Source organism: Sphingobium sp. Cam5-1 (assembly GCF_015693305.1).
Classification (GTDB): domain Bacteria; phylum Pseudomonadota; class Alphaproteobacteria; order Sphingomonadales; family Sphingomonadaceae; genus Sphingobium.
Genome location: NZ_CP065138.1, coordinates 719,113 through 738,603, shown reverse-complemented (window position 1 = coordinate 738,603; position 19,491 = coordinate 719,113). Strand labels below are relative to the sequence as shown.

General features: G+C 60.4%; 20 protein-coding genes. All 20 read right to left on the bottom strand.

What is annotated here, in order from left to right; all coding sequences use genetic code 11:
* Positions 1-24: 24 nt before the first annotated feature.
* The 20 genes from IZV00_RS03675 to IZV00_RS03580 all read right to left on the bottom strand — a co-directional run bounded on the left by IZV00_RS03675 (position 25) and on the right by IZV00_RS03580 (position 19,416).
* On the bottom strand, positions 25-996 hold the full coding sequence (locus IZV00_RS03675; RefSeq protein WP_196225825.1) for a type II secretion system F family protein: 972 nt from the start codon (positions 994-996) through the stop codon (positions 25-27).
* A 4-nt stretch (positions 997-1,000) separates the two neighbouring features.
* Positions 1,001-2,005 (bottom strand): type II secretion system F family protein, encoded by a 1,005-nt coding sequence (locus IZV00_RS03670; RefSeq protein ID WP_230463293.1) that lies wholly within the window; start codon positions 2,003-2,005, stop codon positions 1,001-1,003.
* Positions 2,002-3,363 (bottom strand): CpaF family protein, encoded by a 1,362-nt coding sequence (locus tag IZV00_RS03665; protein WP_196225824.1) that lies wholly within the window; start codon positions 3,361-3,363, stop codon positions 2,002-2,004. The genes IZV00_RS03670 and IZV00_RS03665 overlap by 4 nt, the downstream gene beginning before the upstream one ends.
* A complete protein-coding gene (locus tag IZV00_RS03660) occupies positions 3,363-4,574 on the bottom strand; it encodes an AAA family ATPase (RefSeq protein WP_230463292.1) in 1,212 nt (403 codons plus the stop codon). Before IZV00_RS03660 ends, IZV00_RS03665 begins: the two co-directional genes overlap by 1 nt.
* 20 nt (positions 4,575-4,594) lie before the next feature.
* Positions 4,595-5,215 (bottom strand): TadE/TadG family type IV pilus assembly protein, encoded by a 621-nt coding sequence (locus IZV00_RS03655; RefSeq protein WP_196225822.1) that lies wholly within the window; start codon positions 5,213-5,215, stop codon positions 4,595-4,597.
* Positions 5,212-5,721: a TadE/TadG family type IV pilus assembly protein gene (locus IZV00_RS03650; RefSeq protein WP_196225821.1), complete on the bottom strand. Its 510-nt coding sequence runs from the start codon at positions 5,719-5,721 to the stop codon at positions 5,212-5,214. Before IZV00_RS03650 ends, IZV00_RS03655 begins: the two co-directional genes overlap by 4 nt.
* Positions 5,722-5,726: 5 nt before the next feature.
* Positions 5,727-7,358, bottom strand: a complete 1,632-nt coding sequence (locus IZV00_RS03645) for a pilus assembly protein TadG-related protein (RefSeq protein WP_196225820.1) — start codon at positions 7,356-7,358, stop codon at positions 5,727-5,729.
* 19 nt (positions 7,359-7,377) lie between these two features.
* Positions 7,378-7,665, bottom strand: coding sequence for a hypothetical protein (locus tag IZV00_RS03640; RefSeq protein ID WP_196225819.1), 288 nt, complete (start codon positions 7,663-7,665; stop codon positions 7,378-7,380).
* A gap of 14 nt (positions 7,666-7,679) precedes the next feature.
* Positions 7,680-9,200 (bottom strand): type II and III secretion system protein family protein, encoded by a 1,521-nt coding sequence (locus IZV00_RS03635; protein WP_196225818.1) that lies wholly within the window; start codon positions 9,198-9,200, stop codon positions 7,680-7,682.
* On the bottom strand, positions 9,187-10,113 hold the full coding sequence (gene cpaB, locus IZV00_RS03630; protein ID WP_196225817.1) for a Flp pilus assembly protein CpaB: 927 nt from the start codon (positions 10,111-10,113) through the stop codon (positions 9,187-9,189). The genes IZV00_RS03635 and cpaB overlap by 14 nt, the downstream gene beginning before the upstream one ends.
* Positions 10,114-10,179: 66 nt before the next feature.
* The gene (locus tag IZV00_RS03625) at positions 10,180-10,380 is read right to left on the bottom strand and encodes a Flp family type IVb pilin (protein ID WP_196225816.1); all 201 of its coding nucleotides are present in this window, start codon (positions 10,378-10,380) and stop codon (positions 10,180-10,182) included.
* 16 nt (positions 10,381-10,396) lie between these two features.
* Complete coding sequence (locus IZV00_RS03620) at positions 10,397-10,582, bottom strand: Flp family type IVb pilin (protein WP_196225815.1); 186 nt, start codon at positions 10,580-10,582, stop codon at positions 10,397-10,399.
* 697 nt (positions 10,583-11,279) lie between these two features.
* Positions 11,280-12,062 carry a DUF2569 domain-containing protein gene (locus tag IZV00_RS03615; RefSeq protein WP_196225814.1) on the bottom strand — a complete coding sequence of 261 codons (783 nt, stop codon included), beginning with the start codon at positions 12,060-12,062 and terminating at the stop codon, positions 11,280-11,282.
* A 218-nt stretch (positions 12,063-12,280) separates the two neighbouring features.
* Complete coding sequence (locus IZV00_RS03610; RefSeq protein WP_196225813.1) at positions 12,281-13,939, bottom strand: sensor histidine kinase; 1,659 nt, start codon at positions 13,937-13,939, stop codon at positions 12,281-12,283.
* A gap of 363 nt (positions 13,940-14,302) precedes the next feature.
* Positions 14,303-16,219: an excinuclease ABC subunit UvrC gene (gene uvrC / locus IZV00_RS03605; RefSeq protein ID WP_196225812.1), complete on the bottom strand. Its 1,917-nt coding sequence runs from the start codon at positions 16,217-16,219 to the stop codon at positions 14,303-14,305.
* 572 nt (positions 16,220-16,791) lie between these two features.
* Positions 16,792-17,406, bottom strand: a complete 615-nt coding sequence (locus IZV00_RS03600) for a F0F1 ATP synthase subunit B family protein (RefSeq protein ID WP_196225811.1) — start codon at positions 17,404-17,406, stop codon at positions 16,792-16,794.
* Complete coding sequence (locus IZV00_RS03595; protein WP_196225810.1) at positions 17,399-17,893, bottom strand: F0F1 ATP synthase subunit B family protein; 495 nt, start codon at positions 17,891-17,893, stop codon at positions 17,399-17,401. The genes IZV00_RS03600 and IZV00_RS03595 overlap by 8 nt, the downstream gene beginning before the upstream one ends.
* Positions 17,894-17,978: 85 nt before the next feature.
* A complete protein-coding gene (locus tag IZV00_RS03590; protein WP_021240110.1) occupies positions 17,979-18,206 on the bottom strand; it encodes a F0F1 ATP synthase subunit C in 228 nt (75 codons plus the stop codon).
* Between the two features lie 54 nt (positions 18,207-18,260).
* Positions 18,261-19,046, bottom strand: coding sequence for a F0F1 ATP synthase subunit A (locus IZV00_RS03585; protein WP_196225809.1), 786 nt, complete (start codon positions 19,044-19,046; stop codon positions 18,261-18,263).
* A 46-nt stretch (positions 19,047-19,092) separates the two neighbouring features.
* Positions 19,093-19,416, bottom strand: a complete 324-nt coding sequence (locus tag IZV00_RS03580; protein WP_196225808.1) for an AtpZ/AtpI family protein — start codon at positions 19,414-19,416, stop codon at positions 19,093-19,095.
* Positions 19,417-19,491 lie beyond the last annotated feature (75 nt).

The following is a 19,491-nucleotide window of genomic DNA, read 5'->3' as shown; positions in this document are numbered from 1 at the left end:
CCCCGTCCCCCTTCTTGCTTTCCGCTACCGGGTCATCACCGGCAGGATATCCCGCACCACCCGCACCACGGCGGGCAGCATCAGCACCCCGATCATCACTGGCAGCATGCACGCGACCAGCGGCACCGACAGCAACACCGGCAGCCGATGCGCCTTCTCCTCTGCCCGCATCCGCCGCTTCTCGCGCATTTCCGCCGCATAGACGCGCAGCGTCTGACCGACGCTCGATCCCAGCTGGTCCGACTGGATCAGCAGCGTGGCAAAAGACCGGATTTCGTCCACATCCACATCATCCGCCATCCGCCGCAGAGCATCCGCCCGGCTCATCCCCGCGCGCAGTTCCAGCACGACCTTGCCCAGCGCCTGCGACACCAGCGGGTGCGAGATGGCGAGTTCGCGCCCCACCCGATCCATCGCCGCTTCCAGCCCCAGCCCCGCCTCGACGCACACCAGCATCAGGTCCAGCGCATCGGGGAAGCCATGAACGATCGCCTCCTGCCGCCGCGCCGCCTTGGCCGAAATGAAAAGGTTCGGCAGATACAGCCCCAGCACCGCAATGGCGGTCGCCATGAAATACAGCTTCACCGGGCTCGGCGGCTCCGGCTTGTTGAGCGACATCAGCACCAGCACCGCAGGCAGCGCCAGCGTCAGCACCAGCCGAATGAAGGTAAATATCTTCGGCGCCTCGGGCGAAGGATAGCCTGCCGCGATCAGCCGCTTGCGCAAGCTGTCATTCTTCGTATCCGCCAGCGAAATACCCAGCTTCTCGATCCGATCGACCAGCTTCTTCCATTCGCTATTGTTGCGCTCGTTACGCAGCGACTGCCCACCGCCCTGCACCGCGCCACCGACGTCGCTAACGACATCCAGCCGACTCCGCACCCGGGACGTACGCGCGACCGCCTCCGTCACACCATAGACAATGGCCACGATCGCGACGAACAGCAGGATCAGCAACATCGGCCGAAGCTGTGAAATGAGGGCGAAGTCCAGCATCAGGTCACACTTTCAAATCAACCATGCGGCGTATCGTGACGAAGCCGATGATGTAGAGGATGATGAGCCCGGAAAAGCCGAAGATGAACATCGGGTCCTGCGCGATATCCAGGTAGAAGGCGGGGTTGAGCAGGAACAGCGCCACAAACGCCAGGATCGGCAAAGCCGTCAGCATGACCGCCGTCATCCGCCCCTCGGAACTCAGCGCCCGCACCTTCAGGAACAGGCTCGCCCGCTCCCGGATCACCAGCGACAGATTTTCCAATATCTCGGCCAGGTTGCCGCCCGTCTCCGCCTGCACCGACAGCGACGTCACGAACATGTGCATCTCGTTCATATCCCACCGCTCGGCCATGCGCTGCAAAGCATCGCGCAGGTCCGACCCATAGGTCACCTCATCGACCACGATCCCGAACTCACTGCCGATCGGGTCGCGCATCTCCTTGGTCAGCAGGTCCAGCGCCGCCGCGATCGGATGCCCCGCGCGCAAGCCCCGCACGAAAGTATCGAGCGCGACCGGAAACTGCTCTTCCATCTTCTTGCGCCGCCGCTGGCTCAACCGGCTCAGCACCATGATCGGCAGCAGCACGCCCAGCGACACGGCAAAAGCCCCCGCCATCACGATCATCCCAGCCGTCATGCCATAGCCCGCCGCCAGCGCGCCGATCACCACGATCAGGAACAGCACCCCCGTCGCAATCGCCATGAACGTCAGCACGACGCGCGCAGGCACGCTCAGCCCCGCGCCATGCAGCGACCGCACGACGCCCAGAGCCATCCGCCCAAACACACTGTCATGGTTGAAGTTCAGGCTGTCGTCATTACGCCGCAGCTTCGACAGCACCGTGCTGCGCTCAAAGCCCGCCGCGATCATCTTCAGCCGCTTGTTGACGACCCGCTCAGTCCCTGCCCGTGCCCGGAACCAGCTATGCACCCCCTCGATCGTCAGGATCACCGCCGCGAACAGCAGGACCAGCACAAAGGCGCGGATGTAGAGCGGATTGATCATTGCACCACCGCATCAGGACGGAAAAGTTCGGCGGGCAGATGGATGCCCCGGTCGGCCAGCTCGCCCATGAATTTGGGCCGGATGCCGGTCGCCTCGAAATGGCCCCGCACCATGTCATTCTCGTCCCGGCCGGTCATCTTGAAGCGGAAGATTTCCTGCATGGTGATGACCTCGCCCTCCATGCCGGTAATTTCCGAAATGCTCAGCAACCGCCGCCGCCCATCCGACAAACGCCCGACCTGCACGATGACGTTCAGCGCCGAAGCAATCTGCGCCCGCGCCGACCGCGGCGAAATATCGATCCCGCTCATGCCGATCATCTGCTCTACACGCGACAGCGCATCGCGCGGCGTATTCGCATGAACCGTCGTCATCGACCCGTCATGCCCCGTATTCATCGCCTGAAGCATGTCGAAAGCCTCCCCGGCGCGCACTTCGCCCACGATGATACGATCCGGACGCATACGCAGCGCATTCTTGACGAGATCGCGCTGCGTAACCTCGCCCCGCCCCTCGATGTTGGGCGGCCGCGTCTCCAGCCGCACCACATGCCGCTGCTGCAACTGAAGTTCCGCCGAGTCCTCGATCGTCACGATCCGCTCGGCCTCATCGATGCTTGCCGACATGGCATTGAGCAGCGTCGTCTTGCCCGACCCCGTGCCCCCGGAAATCAGCACATTGCGCCGCGAAGCCACCACCGCCGACAGCACCTGCGCCATCGGCGCGGGCACGCTGCCCAGCTCCGAAAGCCGCGCCATGCTGATCGGCACCTTGGCGAACTTACGAATGGACAGCAGCGATCCATCGACAGCCAGCGGCGGCACCACCGCATTGACACGCGAGCCATCCGCCAAACGCGCATCGACAAAGGGCGAAGCCTCGTCCACGCGCCGTCCCACCGCCGCCACGATCTTCTGGATGATGCGCAGCAGATGCTTCTCATCCTTGAAGCGCGTCGCCGTCTCCACCAGCCGCCCGCCGCGCTCGACAAAGACGATCTTGTGCCCGTTCACCAAAATGTCGGTGACGCTATTATCCTTCAGCAGCGGCTCCAACGGCCCCAGCCCCAGCAGCTCGTCCAAAATATCCGAAACCAGCCGCTTGCGCTCTTCCAGGTTCAGCGCATGCTTCTGCAACGCCAGCTGCTCATGGACGATCTCGCCCACTTCCGCTTCCACCTGCGCGCGCGACATATTCTCCAGCGCCGACAGGTTGATCAGGTCAATCAGCTTCTGGTGCAGCGCGACCTTCAGCTCGGTATGCCGGTCCTCTTCCCAATGGACCAGCTCGGTATCGGTCGGCCCCACCTCATCGCGAGGATCACCAAAGCGGCTGTCGCCCTTCCGGATCTGCCACATCACCCTTTCTCCGCCTGACGCCGCGCTTCGACCGCCTGCATCGTGCAATCGACGATATCCTGCATGTCCTTGCAAATACGGCTGCGCGCCTTCAATTCCTGGATCAGCACCCCCTGATCCAGCGCAGAGCTGACCAGCGGGAAGTCGTTCGCGATGCTAAGGTTCACCGGATGATCCAGCGCCGCCGCCGCATCCTCCAGCCCGATCGCGCGGAACAGCTTCTTCTCGACCCGATTAGCGATCACATGAATCCGCGCCGGATCGATATCCTGATCGCGCAGCAGAGCGATCTGCCGCCGCGCCTGCCGCAGGCTGGCGATCGTCAGTTCGCACACCAGGAAGATAACTTCCGACCGCGCCACCAGCGACATCGACCAGTTGGTCCAGTTGCCCGGCAGGTCCAGATAGATGGTATCATAATTGCGCTGCGCCAGTTCGACCACGCGGAACACCTGATCGGCGTTCACCGCCTCCAGCGGCATGATGTCCGTCGGCGCCGTCACGACATGCAGCCCGGTCGGCGTCTCGACGGTGACAGAAGCCAGCAGCTCCCGGTCCACCCGATTGCCACCCTGCAACAGGTCCGCCAGCGTCAACGGCGAAGTGATGCTCAGGAACGTCCCCGCATTGCCGAATTGCACATCGAAATCGAACAGGCAAACCCGCTCGACCGTCTGTTTGGCATTGCGCGCATGCAGGCTGGCCGCCTGCGTCGCGATCGTCGTCGCCCCCACGCCGCCGACGCTCTTGATGATCGACACCAGCGCGCCAGTCTTGACGTCACGCCCGCCCTTGGCCGCGATTTCACCCCGCAGTTGGTCGATGATCGACGACAGCTCGCTCGCCTGCAAAGGCAGCGCCACCACATCGTTGATCCCACTGCGCAGCAAGGCGCGCACCAACGGAATCTCCGCATTGCGCACGGCGGCCACCACCAGCAGCGCCGGATGAGCCGCCCGCAAAGCCGCCAGCCGCCGCGTCGACGCATCGTCGTCCGGCTGCACCTCCAATATAACGGCCTTCGCCTCCGCCACCAACGACTGCGGCAATGGCGCCCCGGCAGGCAGCATGGACAAGGCCAACGACTGCCCGCTCAACTGATCCCCAAGAATATCGGAAGCCGCCACCTCCTGCTCCGAAAGGATCAGATGTATCCCCTCATCCCCCACATTGAGTGTCCAGCTCTCGGCCGCTTCCGCTGTGTTCGTCACGATGCCCAAGATCTTGTTCCTCAATTTGATACCGTGCCCTGACCGTCTTCCATGGTGAGGGCGGCGCTGAAGCTGGGTAGGTTGAACGTCGTCTTGAAGAGAGCGAAGGTTATCGGCCGGAATGTAACCGTATTTGGCCTGATACTGACAGTTATCAATGGCGCGACATCCGATCCATTCGGATCGCCCGCATAACCGAGGCCCGAATTGGCGTAACTCACCTGCACGCCCGCAGCAGTCAGTTCCGGCAGGAACTTCTGCATACGCACCACGATAGCATTGAACGCGGTCGTATTCGGGCTTGTTGTCCATGACGCAGGACAATTGCTCCCCGAGCAAGTGCAACTCGTCGATGTGCAGGTCACGCCGCCAAAAGATGAGAGCGGGATGGCGTCACCTTGCGTCAACCCACCCGACACGACAAAGCTGTAATTCTGCAGACCAGATGGCACCATGTCGGTAGCTACCGCATAGCGAACTCCCATCTGCGTTGCCTTTTCAGCCTTGTTCCATGTCCACAACAGACGGCCCACATCGATTGTGCCCAGCAAAAACACAATGAGCAGCGGTAGCACCAAAGCGAACTCCGCTGAAGAGGAGGCGCTCCCATCTCGGACAAGTCGGCGGATAGCCAAAATCATAAGCCCTGCACCGCCGCTTCCGACTCCGACACAAGTTGGGGTGATGATTGGGTGAAACCCAACGTATAGAATAGCGATGTGTACGGCACCGTCGCCGACACCTTCACCTTAGGTACATTACTCATCCCCTGATATATGCCGGAGTAATTGCCTCCACTGATTGCAGCGCAAGTCAATGTGACAGAAACAGTGGCAGGGTTTGTCCAACCCGCTAGCCGTGCCGGGCCGCCGCTGGCGACTTGGCCTGTGCGCGTCACATTCTGCGTGTTGGTGACAACACTGCTGTCAACGCCCGCAGGGCAGGTGAAATAGTTGAATGATTGTCGGGCGGCATAGCGTGCGCCATCTCTTACGGCCTTTGCGACCACATGCTCGCTCAGGAAATAATTACCCACTTCGAAGGAACCGAACATCAGTACGATCAATATGGGCGTTACCAGCGCCATCTCGGCCGCGGCTGCGGCATCATTGCTCGATGCAAGACGAGATAGAAAAACGCGTGCCATCGTTGTCACTCGATCAAATAGGGCACATTGCGCTGGATGACCTGACCTGCAGTCGTTCCCACCGTGCCGTTGGGCGTTTCACCAATGATTTCCGCATAAATGTCTGTTTTATTAGTATATTTTTCGTTGCAACCGCTTCCGCTCTTGCATTTGCTTCGGTCTATTGATGGTTCGACCAGAAACAAATCCACCCATTTGACCACGGGTTGATTGACCTCATGTCCGTTGATGCCCAGCGCGTTACAGTTGAGTACGGCAGCCGATATACGTCGGCGATCAGCAGTCGTGCCGCCGGGTTGAATTCCATACGGTGCTGTCGGCGTTGCAAGACACATTCCAGCGACGGGTTTGCTATACGCCGTTTTACCCCCCGTTCCGGCTTTTGGCGTGCTGATCCGGCTTAGATCATCCATCTCCCACTGATAAACCTGATACCGGGTCGGATAGCCCTGCGGCTGAGAGCCGTAAGTTGCGGCGCTGACCTCTCCCGCATAATTCGCACCATAATTCGATCGCCAATATGCGTTGATGTCCCACTGACCATTGCCAATCCGGCCGTTTCCGCCACCTGTGCAGTTCCCACTCAGGCTCCAAGCGTGACACATATCCCTGGGGAGTCCCATGATCTCCGGAGTTTCAGTTATCGCCCCAGCAGAATCCGGGCGGTAGCGCTTGTCCCTGTAATTGCTTGGGGTCGCATCATTCTCTTCCCAGCCGTTGCCGGTGATGCCGCAGGCATTACCACGAACCAAGTCTTTACGAACGTTTACCGATGGCGAGCATGTTCCTGTAACGCCGTTCACCGTCGTGCAGGTGTTCCCATTGGCGTCGATGTCAAAGCGGGTGTTCAATCCATCGATGACGGACGCGTTCAGGCCCGTCTTTGTACTGACCCCGTTCAAAGGCGAACAGTCGCCCGGCGGCGCGTTCCAACCCAAGGCAGCCAGAAGTGCATTGGCGCCGCTTCCATAGCCTGTATCGAGATATCCGAAATTCCCTGGCGCGTACGAACCATCGCCAGATAATCGCAACCCAAACCCTTTCCGCCCGTTCGCATTAAAGTCGTAATATGCGTTGCCATTACCCGTCGGCTCGTCCGGATTGCAAATCATGACGGGCGGCACCTTGCAGATAGCAGACCCTACGCCCGCATATGCCGCTGCAGATAAACCGCCCGATGAAAAGGCACTGACGATCGGAGTTAATGCGAAAAACGCAGTACGGGAATTAACCGTGACTTCGACGAAATTGGCGTTCGAGTCAGCCGTTGCCAATGTGGTCTTCGGCTTGTCTTGGTAGAATGTTATTGTGCCGGCGTTGTTACAGCCTGGCGACACAGTACCTCCAACCTTGACCGCTCTTCCGCAGCTGTCATTGGCAAATCTGGTATCGTTCTGAATCAGATTATTGACCGCGTCCGTTGCACGCTGGCGAGCATTACTTTTCCCATCCAATTGGGTCGCCGCCGCCAACGCCGCCTGATCAGCTGCCGTCTGCAATTCCGTATCCAGGCTCGCCATCCGCGCATAGTCAAACGCGATGCCGCCCGCCGCGATCAACCCGAAAAGCGACAGGGCCACAGTCGGCGCCACCGCACCGCTGGTTGACCTTAGCAGGCTGTTCCGACGGGCAGACATGGATCGAAGCCCTCCCCGCTTACCGGCCGCCCGAGCCACCGCCGCCGCCGCCAGACCCGCCGCCAGTGCCGGAGGTCGTGCTGATCGTCGCGGGCTTCTTCACCTTGTCGGTGCGATAGCGTTCCACCGCCGCCGCGCTGCGCTTGCCCTCGCCCCCTTCGACGAGCGTGCCCTCATAGCGCGGCTCCGGGTTGATCACCTGCTGCGCATAGTTATTCCGCACCGCCCCGCCAAAGGTCGGGTCGTTCGCCGTACATCCCGCCAGCGCCGGTACGGCAAGCATCGCGGCCAGGGACAGTCTGCGCATGGTCTCACTCCCGCTCATAGTTCATACCCGCTCTGGCTCGCCCCTGCCGGAGCCTGAGCCGGAGCCGGAGCCGGAGCAGCCGCCGCCGGAGCAGCAGGAGCAGGCACGGCCTGGCGCTTTTCCGGAGGCATCGCGTCGGGGTTGAGCGGATTGATCCCCACCGCCTTGTCCGTCCGCCCCATCAGGAACAGGTCCAGCTCGTTGGGATTGCCCACCCGGTCGGTCGGCAAGCTCACATCCTCCGCTCGCATCGGCTTCACCAGCCGCGGCGTCACGATCATGACCAGTTCGGTCTGCTGCTTCTGAAAGCCCGTCGAGCGGAACAGCGACCCGATAATCGGGATCGAACCCAGTATCGGCAACTGCCGCACAGTATCCTGAAAGTCGTTGCGCAACAGCCCGGCAATGGCAAAGGACTGCCCATCGCGCAGTTCCACCACCGTCTTGGCCCGCCGCGTCAGCAACCCCGGCACCACCAGCCCGTTGATCGTCACCGATGCGGACGGATCGATCGAACTCACTTCCGGCTCGACCACCAGGTTGATGATTCCGTCGCTCAACACCGTAGGCGTAAAGCCCAGGCTGACACCGAACGGCTTGAACTCGACGGTAATGCCATTATTGCCACTGCCGCCCCCGCCGCCGCCATTTTGCACCACGGGAATCGGAAACTCCCCGCCCGCCAGGAACGACGCCGTCTCACCCGAAAGCGCCACCAGCGTCGGTTCGGCCAGCGTCTTCACCAGCCCCTTCCTCTCCAGCGCATCCAGCGCGGAAAACAGGTTCAGGCTGCCGATCTTATACGCCCACGTCCCCACACCGAATGCATCGGACAAACCGTCCAGCTTGATCGTGGGAATGCGGTCATTATTGGTCGGGATGATCGAATCCCCGGCCAGATTGCCGATGCTGCCCGCCGTCCGATTGCCCGTAAAGCTGTGGTTCAACCCGATCTGCTTCGCCGCCTGCCGGTTCACCTCCGAAAAGCGCACTTCCAGCATCACCTGCTGCGAAGCACCCACCGACAGCATGTTGACGACCTTCTCGTCACCGCCCGCATAGGTCCTGGCGATCTGCACCGCCCGATCCACAGCCGAAGCACTCGACACCGTGCCCGTCAGCACCACCGCATCGTTGGAGATGCGCGCGCCGATCTGCTCGCCGGGGATCAGCTCCGCCAGCTGCCGCTTCAGCGTCACGACATCCGGCCCCACCGCCACATCGACCACCGCAATCAGCATGTTGCGGCTGTCATAGAGGGTAAGGCTCGTCGTCCCCACCTTCTTGCCCAGCACATAGAGCGACCGGTTGGTCAGCGGCAATATGTCCGCAACCTCCTGATTACCCACCAGCGCCTTGGAAAAAGCGCGATCAACCGTCAGCACCTGGCTCTTGTTGAGCGGCACGTCCAGCTGCCCTGCATGATCCACATTGCTGGCGGTCAGCGAGGCGATCTGGGCCGGGGCAGGCGTCGCCGCCCCTGCGACCAGCGCTGCCCCCAGCGCCAGCGCCCTCATGGACTTACCGCGAACCATAGCGCTTCACCTCATAGCTGGTGCCGGTCGTGCCGCGCACGATTTCGACCGATGCGGTCGCGGGCAGGGCGGAAACATTTTTCGGAACGCTGCGCCGGGGCGCACCCATCCTGGGCATCGGGGCAGGCGCGAAGCCAGCCTCCGCGATCCGGGCGCGCGGGCCGGAGAACCCTCCGACATAGGCGCCGTCACGCAAATCCTCGATCCCCACGGTCTGCACCGCCGGGTTGGGCTGGTCCGTCACATTGCGCAGCACCAGCGTCAGCTGGCCGACCTGCTGGCCCAGGACCAGCTTCTGCGCATCGACCTGATTGACCTCCAGCGTCGCTGTCTTGCCGACCGCCGGGTCCTTCGAACTGTCATTGGCATTCTGGTCGATGGCGATGATACGGATGTTTTGCAACAGCACGTCGGTGATCTGCTGGCTACCGCCCGCGCCGTCCTGCGCCGTGCGCGTGACGAAGACATCGACCGTATCACCCGGCAGCACGAAGCCGCCAGCCGCCGCCACATCGCTCACGCGAACCGCGACCGCACGCATTTCGGGCCGCAACACACCGGACATGGTGGCACGGCCCCCTTCTGCGGACAGCTTGGATGTCAGAATCGGCTCACCCGGCTCGATCTGGCGCAGCACAACCCGCTGCTTGCCAAGGGAGGTGAGCTGAACCGGATCGCGGAAAGCGCCCGGCGGCACCGACGCCGCAGGCCAATCGACCACCCTAATCTTTTCCGGAGTAACCGCCGTGCCAAAGGCCAAAGGCATCGATGCAACGACAACCTTGACCATGCCCCCTTGCGGAGTAGCCTGCGCCTGCTCGGCCTTGCTCAAATAGGCATTGGCCACGAAAACTGCCGCCAGACCAAGAAAGATCGCAAAGCCAAGAATTATAAGAGATCTGCGCTGCCCCACGACTCCCCCCTTTTTGGATGTCCATGCCAAGGCATGGACATCCAATATTTATTTAGCAGTTCAACCTTATTGGCATTTCGCCAAGGCGCCAGTTCCAACCACCGCATTAGAAATACAGGTGGACGACTGATCCATGGCGCCCTTAATTGAACCGCCTAGATTAAACGCCGCCACTGCAATGCCAGTCCCCACAATCGCTAGGATCAAGGCATATTCGGCCGCCGAGGCGCCGCTCTGATCGTTCCAAAGCGTTTTGACGAAAATCATTGCTCGATCCTTTAACTCAACAGGCACCACTAGTGCTGCCGTTGGAAATGCAATTGGTTGCCTTGAACATGGCGCCTTTGATCGCACCACCAAGATTGAAGGCCGCCAGCGCAATGCCGGTGCCAACAATGGCGAGGATCAACGCATATTCGGCCGCCGAAGCACCGCTCTGGTCGCACCAGATTGTCTTGAAGAAAGTCATGTCTTTTACCCCTATTTAACCGGAAACCATTTTCCCGGCTGCTCTCGCATCAGTTCTGCGGAGGGGCCTTTGCCACCTGGCGACCCTAGCGGTGTTTTTCCACTCACCAGGCAGTTGGGCAGTTTCCCGTAGAACTTGTCCCCAAATTGGCTCAAAGACGGGGCAAGTCAACATGGTAAAAAAAGACTATATTTTACAATATCTTACGCCAATTTTTTGTTAACCATTTTTGATTTCCATACCTGTCCCTGCAAGTAATACTGCCGAATTTTTTAATATATCTTTGGTTATATATCACTCGAAATTGACAGAATCGCACCCATTTACTGTCAGGAATTTTTGCATCTCGGCCAGTATAACTTGTGAAGCTAATAGTAAAAACGCGAATAACGGAAATCTATACTTTTACTTCTTAACAGTATAAAGGCCTAATTAACGATATATATCCATCGCTCTTGGCGATCCGGCGCGCCTCGAGCTCACCGCAGATAGCTCGGCCGACCATTCCACCCCGTCACCTTTTAAGGGCACAGTCTCGCACCACCGCCCGGCGTCGCACCTCACGCTCCATCGCGAATCAGCAACAACCCGCCGCGCGTTACAGCCCGCGAATCACCAGCATTTTTTGGAGAACGACTCGGCCCGGCTCCCCGCCCTGCCGAACCACGCGATCAGTTCGGGATCACGCCGAACGCTTTCAGGCGCTCACCCGGTTGCGAAAAGTGATGTTCACCCGCTCCGACAACAGCAAATAGGGCAACCATAGCGCCGCGCTGATCAGCACCTTCTTGATATTGCCGCTCAGCAAATCGACCAGCGCCAGCTCAACGGCATGAGGCACATCGCCGATGCGCGCCACCAACTGGGCAATGCCCAACTGCGCCATCAGGTCCACGCCCCACACCATCACCAGAAACCGGGGGAACAGCGGCACCATGCGCAACGCCATGGCAAAGGCGAACATGTAAAGGCAGGACAGCAACACCACATCCGCCAGCATCACCGCATACAGGCTGACGAACCAGCCCGGCGCATAGCTGCCCAGTGCAGGCATGGCAGTCAAAAACTCCAGCGTCCGCACCGGCACGTTGAGCGCGATGCCCAGCAACAGCGACGCCATCACGCCATACAGCCCGAACTGCGACATCTCGCGCGCCTTCAGGCAGTCGATCTTGCGCCACCGCCCGACCTTGGCCAAACGAATGCTCGGCTGCGCATGCACGCGCCCGGCCGGAAACAGCTTGAGGCCCAGCAGCAGCGTGGCCACCGGCGCGCCTACAACCGGCAGATAGGGCAACAGCCCCGCTTCGCTCGCCCAGGGTACTCCCGCATAGGGTGTAGCCGGAAACGCCAGCCGCACCCCGCAAGCAAAGGCCGCGATCACGACCCAGGCGGCAATGATACGCTCCATGTTCAGCTGCAACGACAGCACCAGTGCCACGCTCTTGCGGTAAAGATGATCCTGAACCAATCGCACCATCGAAACCCGGACCTCCGCCCCGCCACCTAGAAGGGCCGACTATCAATCATTCTGGTTAACCCCCGGTAAAACGTCCCGCCCCCGAATAGTTCTGCCTTCGAAATCCTCCCGATCGAAAGATGGGGAGGGGGACCGGCGAAGCCGGTGGAGGGGAAAACACGCAACATTCCCTAAATGCCCGCCCTAACCTCAACTCCCCCAACACCAACCCCACCCCCTCACTTCCGAGGCACAGTAATCTGAATCATCGTCCGCCCGCCCAGATTGTGCAAATACACCTCGCCCCCCAATCCCTGTATCCGCCGCATCAACGATCGCGACTGCACCGCGCCGGTCGACCCCAGCCTTGCCAGATTGGGCACACCATCATCCGTCACATGCAGCGCGATCCGGTTGCCCGCCGGTCGCAGGGAAAATTCCATCGTCCGCGCTCCGGCATGGCGCACCGCATTGGCGACGATCTCGCGCACGGCAAAGCTCAGTTCGCGGCCGATCATCGCGCTGGTGGCACAATTGCCCTCCTCCACCCGCAGGTCACACTGGATTCCCCATTGCTGCGCCAGTGACCGGACGACCATCGACAGCGTTTCGGGCAGATAGGCAAAATCATCCTCATCCTGAACCGGATTGATGATCCACCTTATGGTGCCGATCTGATCCTTCGCGATCTGATCAATAGTGCGCAGCACGGGAATAGCGTCCTCTGCCGTCCCGTTCAGCACCGGCGCCGCCTGATAGCGAATGCTGGCCAGCGCCTGCAGCACGCTGTCATGCAACTCCCGCTGCAACCGTTCACGCTCCCGCGCGCCTGCGATAACATGAGCCAGGTCCAGGCTGTTGCGGACCATCAATTCCTCGCACGCGCTTTCGAACACGCGCTGCGCGATCGCGGCCACATCCTCATGCGTCGGATCGTCCAGTTGTACCGCGCCCACTGCCTCGAACGTGCCCAGCGATACGTGCAACGTCATCACCGTTTCGGCATCCAGCAGAGCTGCCCAGCCCCGGCCACTCCGCGTCAGGGGCTCGATCTGGCTGACACCATCCTGCGAAAGGCTGATCGACGCGCCACGGCGGCGGTCATGCCATCCCGTCTCAACCGCCAGCAATGCGTCGCTGCCCTCCGGCACCCTCTCTCCGAAGCGGCTTGATGCAAAACGATAGGCTTCCGTGCTGGCGGTACGGAACAGCAGCGCGCCATTTTCACCGCCCGTCGCGATCTTCAGCGCCTGCAACAGGAAAGCGCCAGCGCTGCCCTTCACCAGTTGCAGGCCGCCTTCCGTCAGCTTTCTTGCCCGCTCCTGCTGAAGCAGCTTTTCGCGGCGCGGGCCTAGCAACATGCCCGTCACCGTGATCACCACCGCAAGGTAGAGGACGCGCAAGGCCACCCGCTCGGCATCCGGTTCGGATGGAACCACGACCACGTCATTCACCCAAATGATCAGGATCGCGGTTATCGCTGCAAACGCCCCCACAAACAGGTGGAAGCGCCGCCGGACGATCAGCGCGATCTCGACCACGACGAACAGACTGCCAGGAAAATAGGGGCTGGTCGATGCGTTGGTGACGACCAGCAGCGCCAGGAACAGCAGAGCATCCAGGCACACCACCGGCTTGCGAATGCGCAATTCCGTGACCCAGGACCGCCCGGACAGGATCAACGCACCCACCGCCAGCAGCAGCATGGCGGCGATGATGCCGTTCTCCGCGACCTCGGCCCAGGATCGGGGCGTCGCAAAGGCGAAACTTACAAAGCCATAGACGCTGGCGAGCACAAGCCGCGTGACGTCCAGCATGCGCCAGGGCCGAAGCGCGGACGGGGCGAACGAACGCCACCCGCCCAAGGTCCGCAGCAGTTCGGCATGTCTTCGGATCATGCTCTCACGACTCCGCCCGCCTATCTTATAGGACTGGATATATGTCTTTGGATAAGTATCTGTTGATTTCACTTAATAAGGATGAAGTGAATCTAAATGATATATCCGGGCAAGAGCAATCATAGATTGCAACGGACGTAGTAAATTAGCGGAATCACTCCGCGACGATGAACGAAAGCTAATCTTCCTCACACCCCCTTCTCCCGAACCCGCGCCATGATTGTAAGCGTCTGACCGGACCATCGCAGGACCGCCTCCATTACGCAAGGGCGACAGGAAAAATCGGGCGCAAAGTCAATCACATGCCCCGCTCATTGTTTCGACCCCGAAACAAGATTTCAGAAGATGGTTCTTCTCACCATCTCATCCATGAAAATAATCAAAAATCTGCTGCGCCACAGCTTTCGAAACGCCCGGCGCTTTCAGCAAATCTTCCAGCGCCGCGCTTTTCACCGCTTTCGCCGTTCCAAAATGCATCAACAGCGCCCTCTTCCGCGACGGACCAATTCCCGGCACCTCATCCAGCGAACTGGTCGAAATCGCCTTGCTCCGCTTCTGCCGGTGCGCCCCGATCGCAAAACGATGCGCCTCATCCCGCAATCGCTGCAGGTAGAACAGGACGGGATGATTGATCGGAAAACTGATCTCCCGACCATCGGGCATATGGAACACTTCCCGTCCATCACGCCCATGATGCGGCCCCTTCGCGATGCCGATCATGCAGATATCCTCGATTCCCAAATCTTCCAGGATCGCACGCGCCGCCGACAATTGCCCCTTGCCGCCATCGATCAGCACCAGGTCGGGCCATTCCCCGCTATCGCGATCGGGATCTTCCCGCGCTGCCCGGCCAAAGCGCCGCTCGAACATTTCCCGCATCATCGCGAAGTCATCGTTCGACGTCTCCGGGTTCTTCATATTGAACTTGCGATAGGCATTCTTGCGAAATCCTTCCGGCCCCGCGACCACCATCGCTCCCAATGCGTGACTCCCCTGGATATGGCTGTTGTCGTAAATCTCGATCCGGTCAGGCACGCCATCCAGCCCGAATGTCTCGACCATCTCTTCCAGAATTTTAGCCTGCGTCGTCGTCTCGGCCAGCCGCCGGTCGAGCGCCTCAACCGCATTGCGCTGCGCCTGCTTGATCAGCCGCGTCCGATCACCGCGCTGTGGAACCTCGATCCGCACCTTGGAGCCGATGCGCTCCGTCAGAGCCTGCGCCATCAGTTCACATTCCATCGGCGCGCGATCGGACAGAATCAATTTAGGCGGCGGCACTTCCTCATAAAATTGCGCCATGAAGCTCGCCAGCACCTCATCCTCCGCGACTTCAGCCGTGTGGACAGGGAAGAAGCTGCGATGTCCCCAATTCTGTCCGCCCCGAATGAAGAAGGCCTGGATGCACATCGACCCACCCTTCGTCGCCAGCGCAAAGATGTCCGCATCGCCCAGCCCTTCGGCGTTGATCGCCTGGCTACCCTGAATGAAGGTCAGCGCCTTCAGCCGGTCGCGCAGAACAGCAGCCTGCTCGAAATCCATCGCTTCCGAAGCGGCCTGCATCGCCTCGCCCAGCTTCTTCTGCACGGCGGTCGATTTGCCGCCCAGGAAATCCTGCGCATCCTTCACCAGCTCTGCATAGCCCGCCTCGTCGATCCGCTGGACACAGGGCGCCGAACAACGCTTGATCTGAAACAGCAGGCAGGGACGCGAGCGATTGGCAAAGAAGCTGTCCGTGCAACTTCGCAGCAGGAACAGCTTTTGCAGCGCATTGATAGTCCGCGTCACCGACCCCGCGCTGGCGAAAGGTCCATAATAGCGCCCCTTATATTTGCGCGCGCCACGATGTTTCTGGACCCGAGGAAAATCATGATCCTCCCGCAGAAGGATAAAGGGGAAGCTTTTGTCGTCCCGCAGCAGCACATTATAAGGCGGCCGGAACCGTTTGATCAGTTGCGCTTCCAACAGTAGCGCCTCGGCCTCGCTGTTAGTCGTCACGATCGTCATCGACCGCGTTTGCGCTACCATGCGCTGCAACCGCTTTGGCAGGCGATCGACCTGCGTATAATTCGCCACCCGATTGCGCAGCGCCCGCGCTTTGCCGACATAGAGAACGTCACCGCGAGCGTCCTGCATCCGGTAAACACCGGGCCGCGTCGGCAGAGTCTTCAGCGTGGTACGGATCGCCTCAACCCCTGCCTCGATATCCGGCGTGCCTGCTCCGCGTACGGTGAAGCTGGCCTTGTCCTCATGAAAACGGTCGGGAGATTGGGGATGCGACATGGGTGCAGAGATAGCGGTGACACAGACAAGCGCAATGGCTGGGCGCCGCTTCCTGAACCTTGGAGTCTAATTCAGCGCGAACCACCTTGACCATCTTTGGCCTTGTTCACGCGTAATTATGCGACCGCAACATCCGGCCCCCTTTCCAACATCGGAGCGCGGATGGCCGGAAAGAATCGTAGAGACTTTGATCCTCGGCAACCCGGAGACACTCGACATCTCCGCGGAAGGGAATCGTTTACGAGAGTGGGATCGTCGCTGGGCACGATATTCAACTGCTAACCGGACGCAGAGGAGCGACACCCAATGCCGCATGGCCATCGACAACAGCAGGCTTTCAGATCGATCTTCTCTGGCTAGCGCAGCGCGCGAAATATTAGAGCATTTTCGAAGCAGATGGCATCATCTGCTGGCTCGGAAAATGCGGGAAAAAAACAAATAGAGCATGATCCGATCCAGTCTGATCGGATCATGCTCTAGCTGGGAACAGACAAGGCCGATCCACATCCAGACATAAAAAAGGGCCGGTGCGACAAACCGCATCGACCCCTTTCAAGACGAAATCGTCAGCTTCAGATGCTAGGGCCAAGACCCTTGATCGCGCTATCAACCAACTGCCGATCCGCGCCCGCGTCATGGTTCTGCGCGATTAGCGTTGCAGCCGCGCTGGTGGCAGCGTTGACGGCCTTTGTACGGATGCCCGCAATGGCAGCGCGTTCCGCTGCACCGATCTTGTCCTCGGCCATCTTCTGGCGACGGGCGACCAGCGCAACCGCATTGGCCTTGGCATCTTCAAGCAGCGTTGCCGCTTCGCTCTCGGCCGACTTGCGCATCGCTTCGGCTTCACCAGCCGCATTGGCCAGCTTCGCCTCATATTCAGCCTTCAGCGCGTCAGCCTCGGCGCGCAGCTTCGCAGCTTCCGCCAATTGTTCCTTGATTTGGGCGATCCGGCCATCGAGCACATTGCCGATCAGCGCGGGCACCTTCTTGATCAGGAGGATGAGGATGAAGACCGCCATTGCCAGGCTGACCCAGGCGGTCGCGTCCATGCCGACTGCCTTCGGGTCAGTGTGAGGCGCCACGCCTTCATGCGCGACGGTGCCTACCGGCTCCATTCCTTCGGAGTGAATTGCGTCGTCAAGATGCGGAGGCGTACCTTCGCTATGCTGTGCTGCTGCCTCAGCCATGGGCCAGTGCCGCCTTTACTGCGTTGCGGGCCGCTTCGTCCGACGCGCTCACGCCGGAAATACGAGCCACCATGTCGCGCGCCGCTTCGGCGGCGACGGTTTCAATCTCTGCCATAGCTGCCTGACTGGCCGTCTGGATGCGGGCTTCAGCAGCGCCGATCCGCGTGGCGATTTCAGCGTCGGCGGCAGCAAGCTGCACTTCGGAAGCCTTCGCCGCTTCCGCTTTCGCACGGGCCAGCGTTGCCTGGGCCGCAGCCCTGCTTTCCGCATCGCGGGTGCGATAATCAGCCTCTGCCTCATCGGCGCGGGCGAAGGCAGCCTTGGCCGCGTCCAGATCACCTGTGATCTTCGCGTCGCGCGCGTCGGCCGTCGCCTGAACCTTAGGGACCATACCCTGGCCGATGACGAAGAAGACAAAGCCGAATGTCAGCAGCATCCAGAAAATCTGCGATGCATAGGTTTCGGCAATTTGCGCGATTTGAGGCATTATAGGTCCGTCCGATCAGGGCGCCGTCAATTCATGCGTGCGGGCGGGACGGCGACAGCCGCCCTGCCCGCACGCCAAGTGCTTGTCAGGCCACGAACACCAGGATCATGGCGATAACGAACGCCAGCAGACCCAGAAGTTCGGCTGCGGCGAAACCGATGAACAGGCGGCCCTGCTGGCCGTCAGCGGCGCCCGGATTGCGCAGCGCGCCTTCCAGGAACGATGCGAACACGTTGCCCACACCGAGCGAGGCGAGGCCCGCACCAATCGCGGCCAGGCCAGCACCGAGCAGCTTTGCGGCTTCTGCGTCCATGTCGTAAACTCCCTTTTCTAAACTCGAACAAATGGTTGGAAAAATAGTGGAAACTTAATGCAGGTTCTCGGCGTCGTTCAGATAGACCGAAGTCAGCAGCGCGAACACATAGGCCTGGATCACCGCGACCAGCACTTCCAGGGCGCTGATGCCGATCATCAGGATGAAGCTGGCGGACCCGACGGTCAGGCCATATCCGGCACCCGCGTTGGAGCTGTTGATGACGAACCCGGCCAGCACCTTGAGCAGAACGTGCCCGGCGGTCATCGCCACGAACAGTCGCAGGCCAAGGCTGAACGGCCGCACCATGAACGATACCAACTCGATCGGGAAGATCACCGGGATCATGGGCAGCGGCGTACCATGGGGCACGAACAGCGAGAAGAAGTGCAAGCCATGCTTCCAGAAGCCAACGATCAGCACGATCGAGAAACTCAGAATCGCGAGAACGCCGGTAGCCGTGAAGTGGCTGGTAAAGGTGAAGGGATGCAGGCCGATCAAACCAAGCGGCAGCAGGCCAAGCAGGTTTGCCAACAGGATGAACATGAACAGCGAGAAGACATAAGGAATATACTTCTTGCCGCCTTCACCCACATTGGCGATCAGCAGGCTTTTGATGAAGCCGGTCATATATTCGACCGCCATCTGCCAGCGGCCGGGCACCAACTCACGCTTCATGCCGCCGATCACGAAAATCCACAGCACCACAGCAGCAGCCACCATGTAGAGCGCGCTGTTGGTGAAAGCGATGTTGAAGCCGCCAAGCGACAAGTGATCCGTACCGAACAGCGGTTCGATCGCAAACTGGTGCATCGGATCGATTTTGCCGGATTCTGCCACGTTGACCCCTGTAACGTCTGGTATTCGGACTAAGATAAAAGCGCCCCTATTCGCCGGGACGCTTCGTCGTCGTCAATCTGATGATGTTCCTGAAAGCAACCACGATCCCAAGACCGAGGAACGCCAGCAGGAGCCATGGGGATGTTCGCAGAAAGTAGTCCAAAGTCCCACCAACCACGGCACCACCGGCAAGACCGCCGATCAGTTCTGCGAGAACCCTGTTGCCCAGGCGCGATCCATCATCGCCCTGTTGCTTGGTGGTCCCCTGTCTGACCTTTTCGGCTCGTTCGGCCTTCGCGATCCGCTCCTCAAGGGAAGTGATGCGCTCGTCCTCATCTACCGGGTCTTGCCCGGGCACATCCTGCGTCATGGCCGTTCCTTTTCGTTCAGGCAGATAAGCCAACGTCAGGCGGCATGGCGCGTGCGGTTGCACCCGTCAAGGCGC

Bases quoted from the DNA above. Each gene is read 5' to 3' on its own strand.
- IZV00_RS03675 (WP_196225825.1), bottom strand. From the start codon at position 996: ATGCTGGACTTCGCCCTCATTTCACAGCTTCGGCCGATGTTGCTGATC.
- IZV00_RS03670 (WP_230463293.1), bottom strand. From the start codon at position 2,005: ATGATCAATCCGCTCTACATCCGCGCCTTTGTGCTGGTCCTGCTGTTC.
- IZV00_RS03665 (WP_196225824.1), bottom strand. From the start codon at position 3,363: ATGTGGCAGATCCGGAAGGGCGACAGCCGCTTTGGTGATCCTCGCGAT.
- IZV00_RS03655 (WP_196225822.1), bottom strand. From the start codon at position 5,215: ATGATTTTGGCTATCCGCCGACTTGTCCGAGATGGGAGCGCCTCCTCT.
- IZV00_RS03650 (WP_196225821.1), bottom strand. From the start codon at position 5,721: ATGGCACGCGTTTTTCTATCTCGTCTTGCATCGAGCAATGATGCCGCA.
- IZV00_RS03645 (WP_196225820.1), bottom strand. From the start codon at position 7,358: ATGTCTGCCCGTCGGAACAGCCTGCTAAGGTCAACCAGCGGTGCGGTG.
- IZV00_RS03640 (WP_196225819.1), bottom strand. From the start codon at position 7,665: ATGCGCAGACTGTCCCTGGCCGCGATGCTTGCCGTACCGGCGCTGGCG.
- IZV00_RS03635 (WP_196225818.1), bottom strand. From the start codon at position 9,200: ATGGTTCGCGGTAAGTCCATGAGGGCGCTGGCGCTGGGGGCAGCGCTG.
- IZV00_RS03625 (WP_196225816.1), bottom strand. From the start codon at position 10,380: ATGATTTTCGTCAAAACGCTTTGGAACGATCAGAGCGGCGCCTCGGCG.
- IZV00_RS03620 (WP_196225815.1), bottom strand. From the start codon at position 10,582: ATGACTTTCTTCAAGACAATCTGGTGCGACCAGAGCGGTGCTTCGGCG.
- IZV00_RS03615 (WP_196225814.1), bottom strand. From the start codon at position 12,062: ATGGTGCGATTGGTTCAGGATCATCTTTACCGCAAGAGCGTGGCACTG.
- IZV00_RS03610 (WP_196225813.1), bottom strand. From the start codon at position 13,939: ATGATCCGAAGACATGCCGAACTGCTGCGGACCTTGGGCGGGTGGCGT.
- uvrC (WP_196225812.1), bottom strand. From the start codon at position 16,219: ATGTCGCATCCCCAATCTCCCGACCGTTTTCATGAGGACAAGGCCAGC.
- IZV00_RS03600 (WP_196225811.1), bottom strand. From the start codon at position 17,406: ATGGCTGAGGCAGCAGCACAGCATAGCGAAGGTACGCCTCCGCATCTT.
- IZV00_RS03595 (WP_196225810.1), bottom strand. From the start codon at position 17,893: ATGCCTCAAATCGCGCAAATTGCCGAAACCTATGCATCGCAGATTTTC.
- IZV00_RS03590 (WP_021240110.1), bottom strand. From the start codon at position 18,206: ATGGACGCAGAAGCCGCAAAGCTGCTCGGTGCTGGCCTGGCCGCGATT.
- IZV00_RS03580 (WP_196225808.1), bottom strand. From the start codon at position 19,416: ATGACGCAGGATGTGCCCGGGCAAGACCCGGTAGATGAGGACGAGCGC.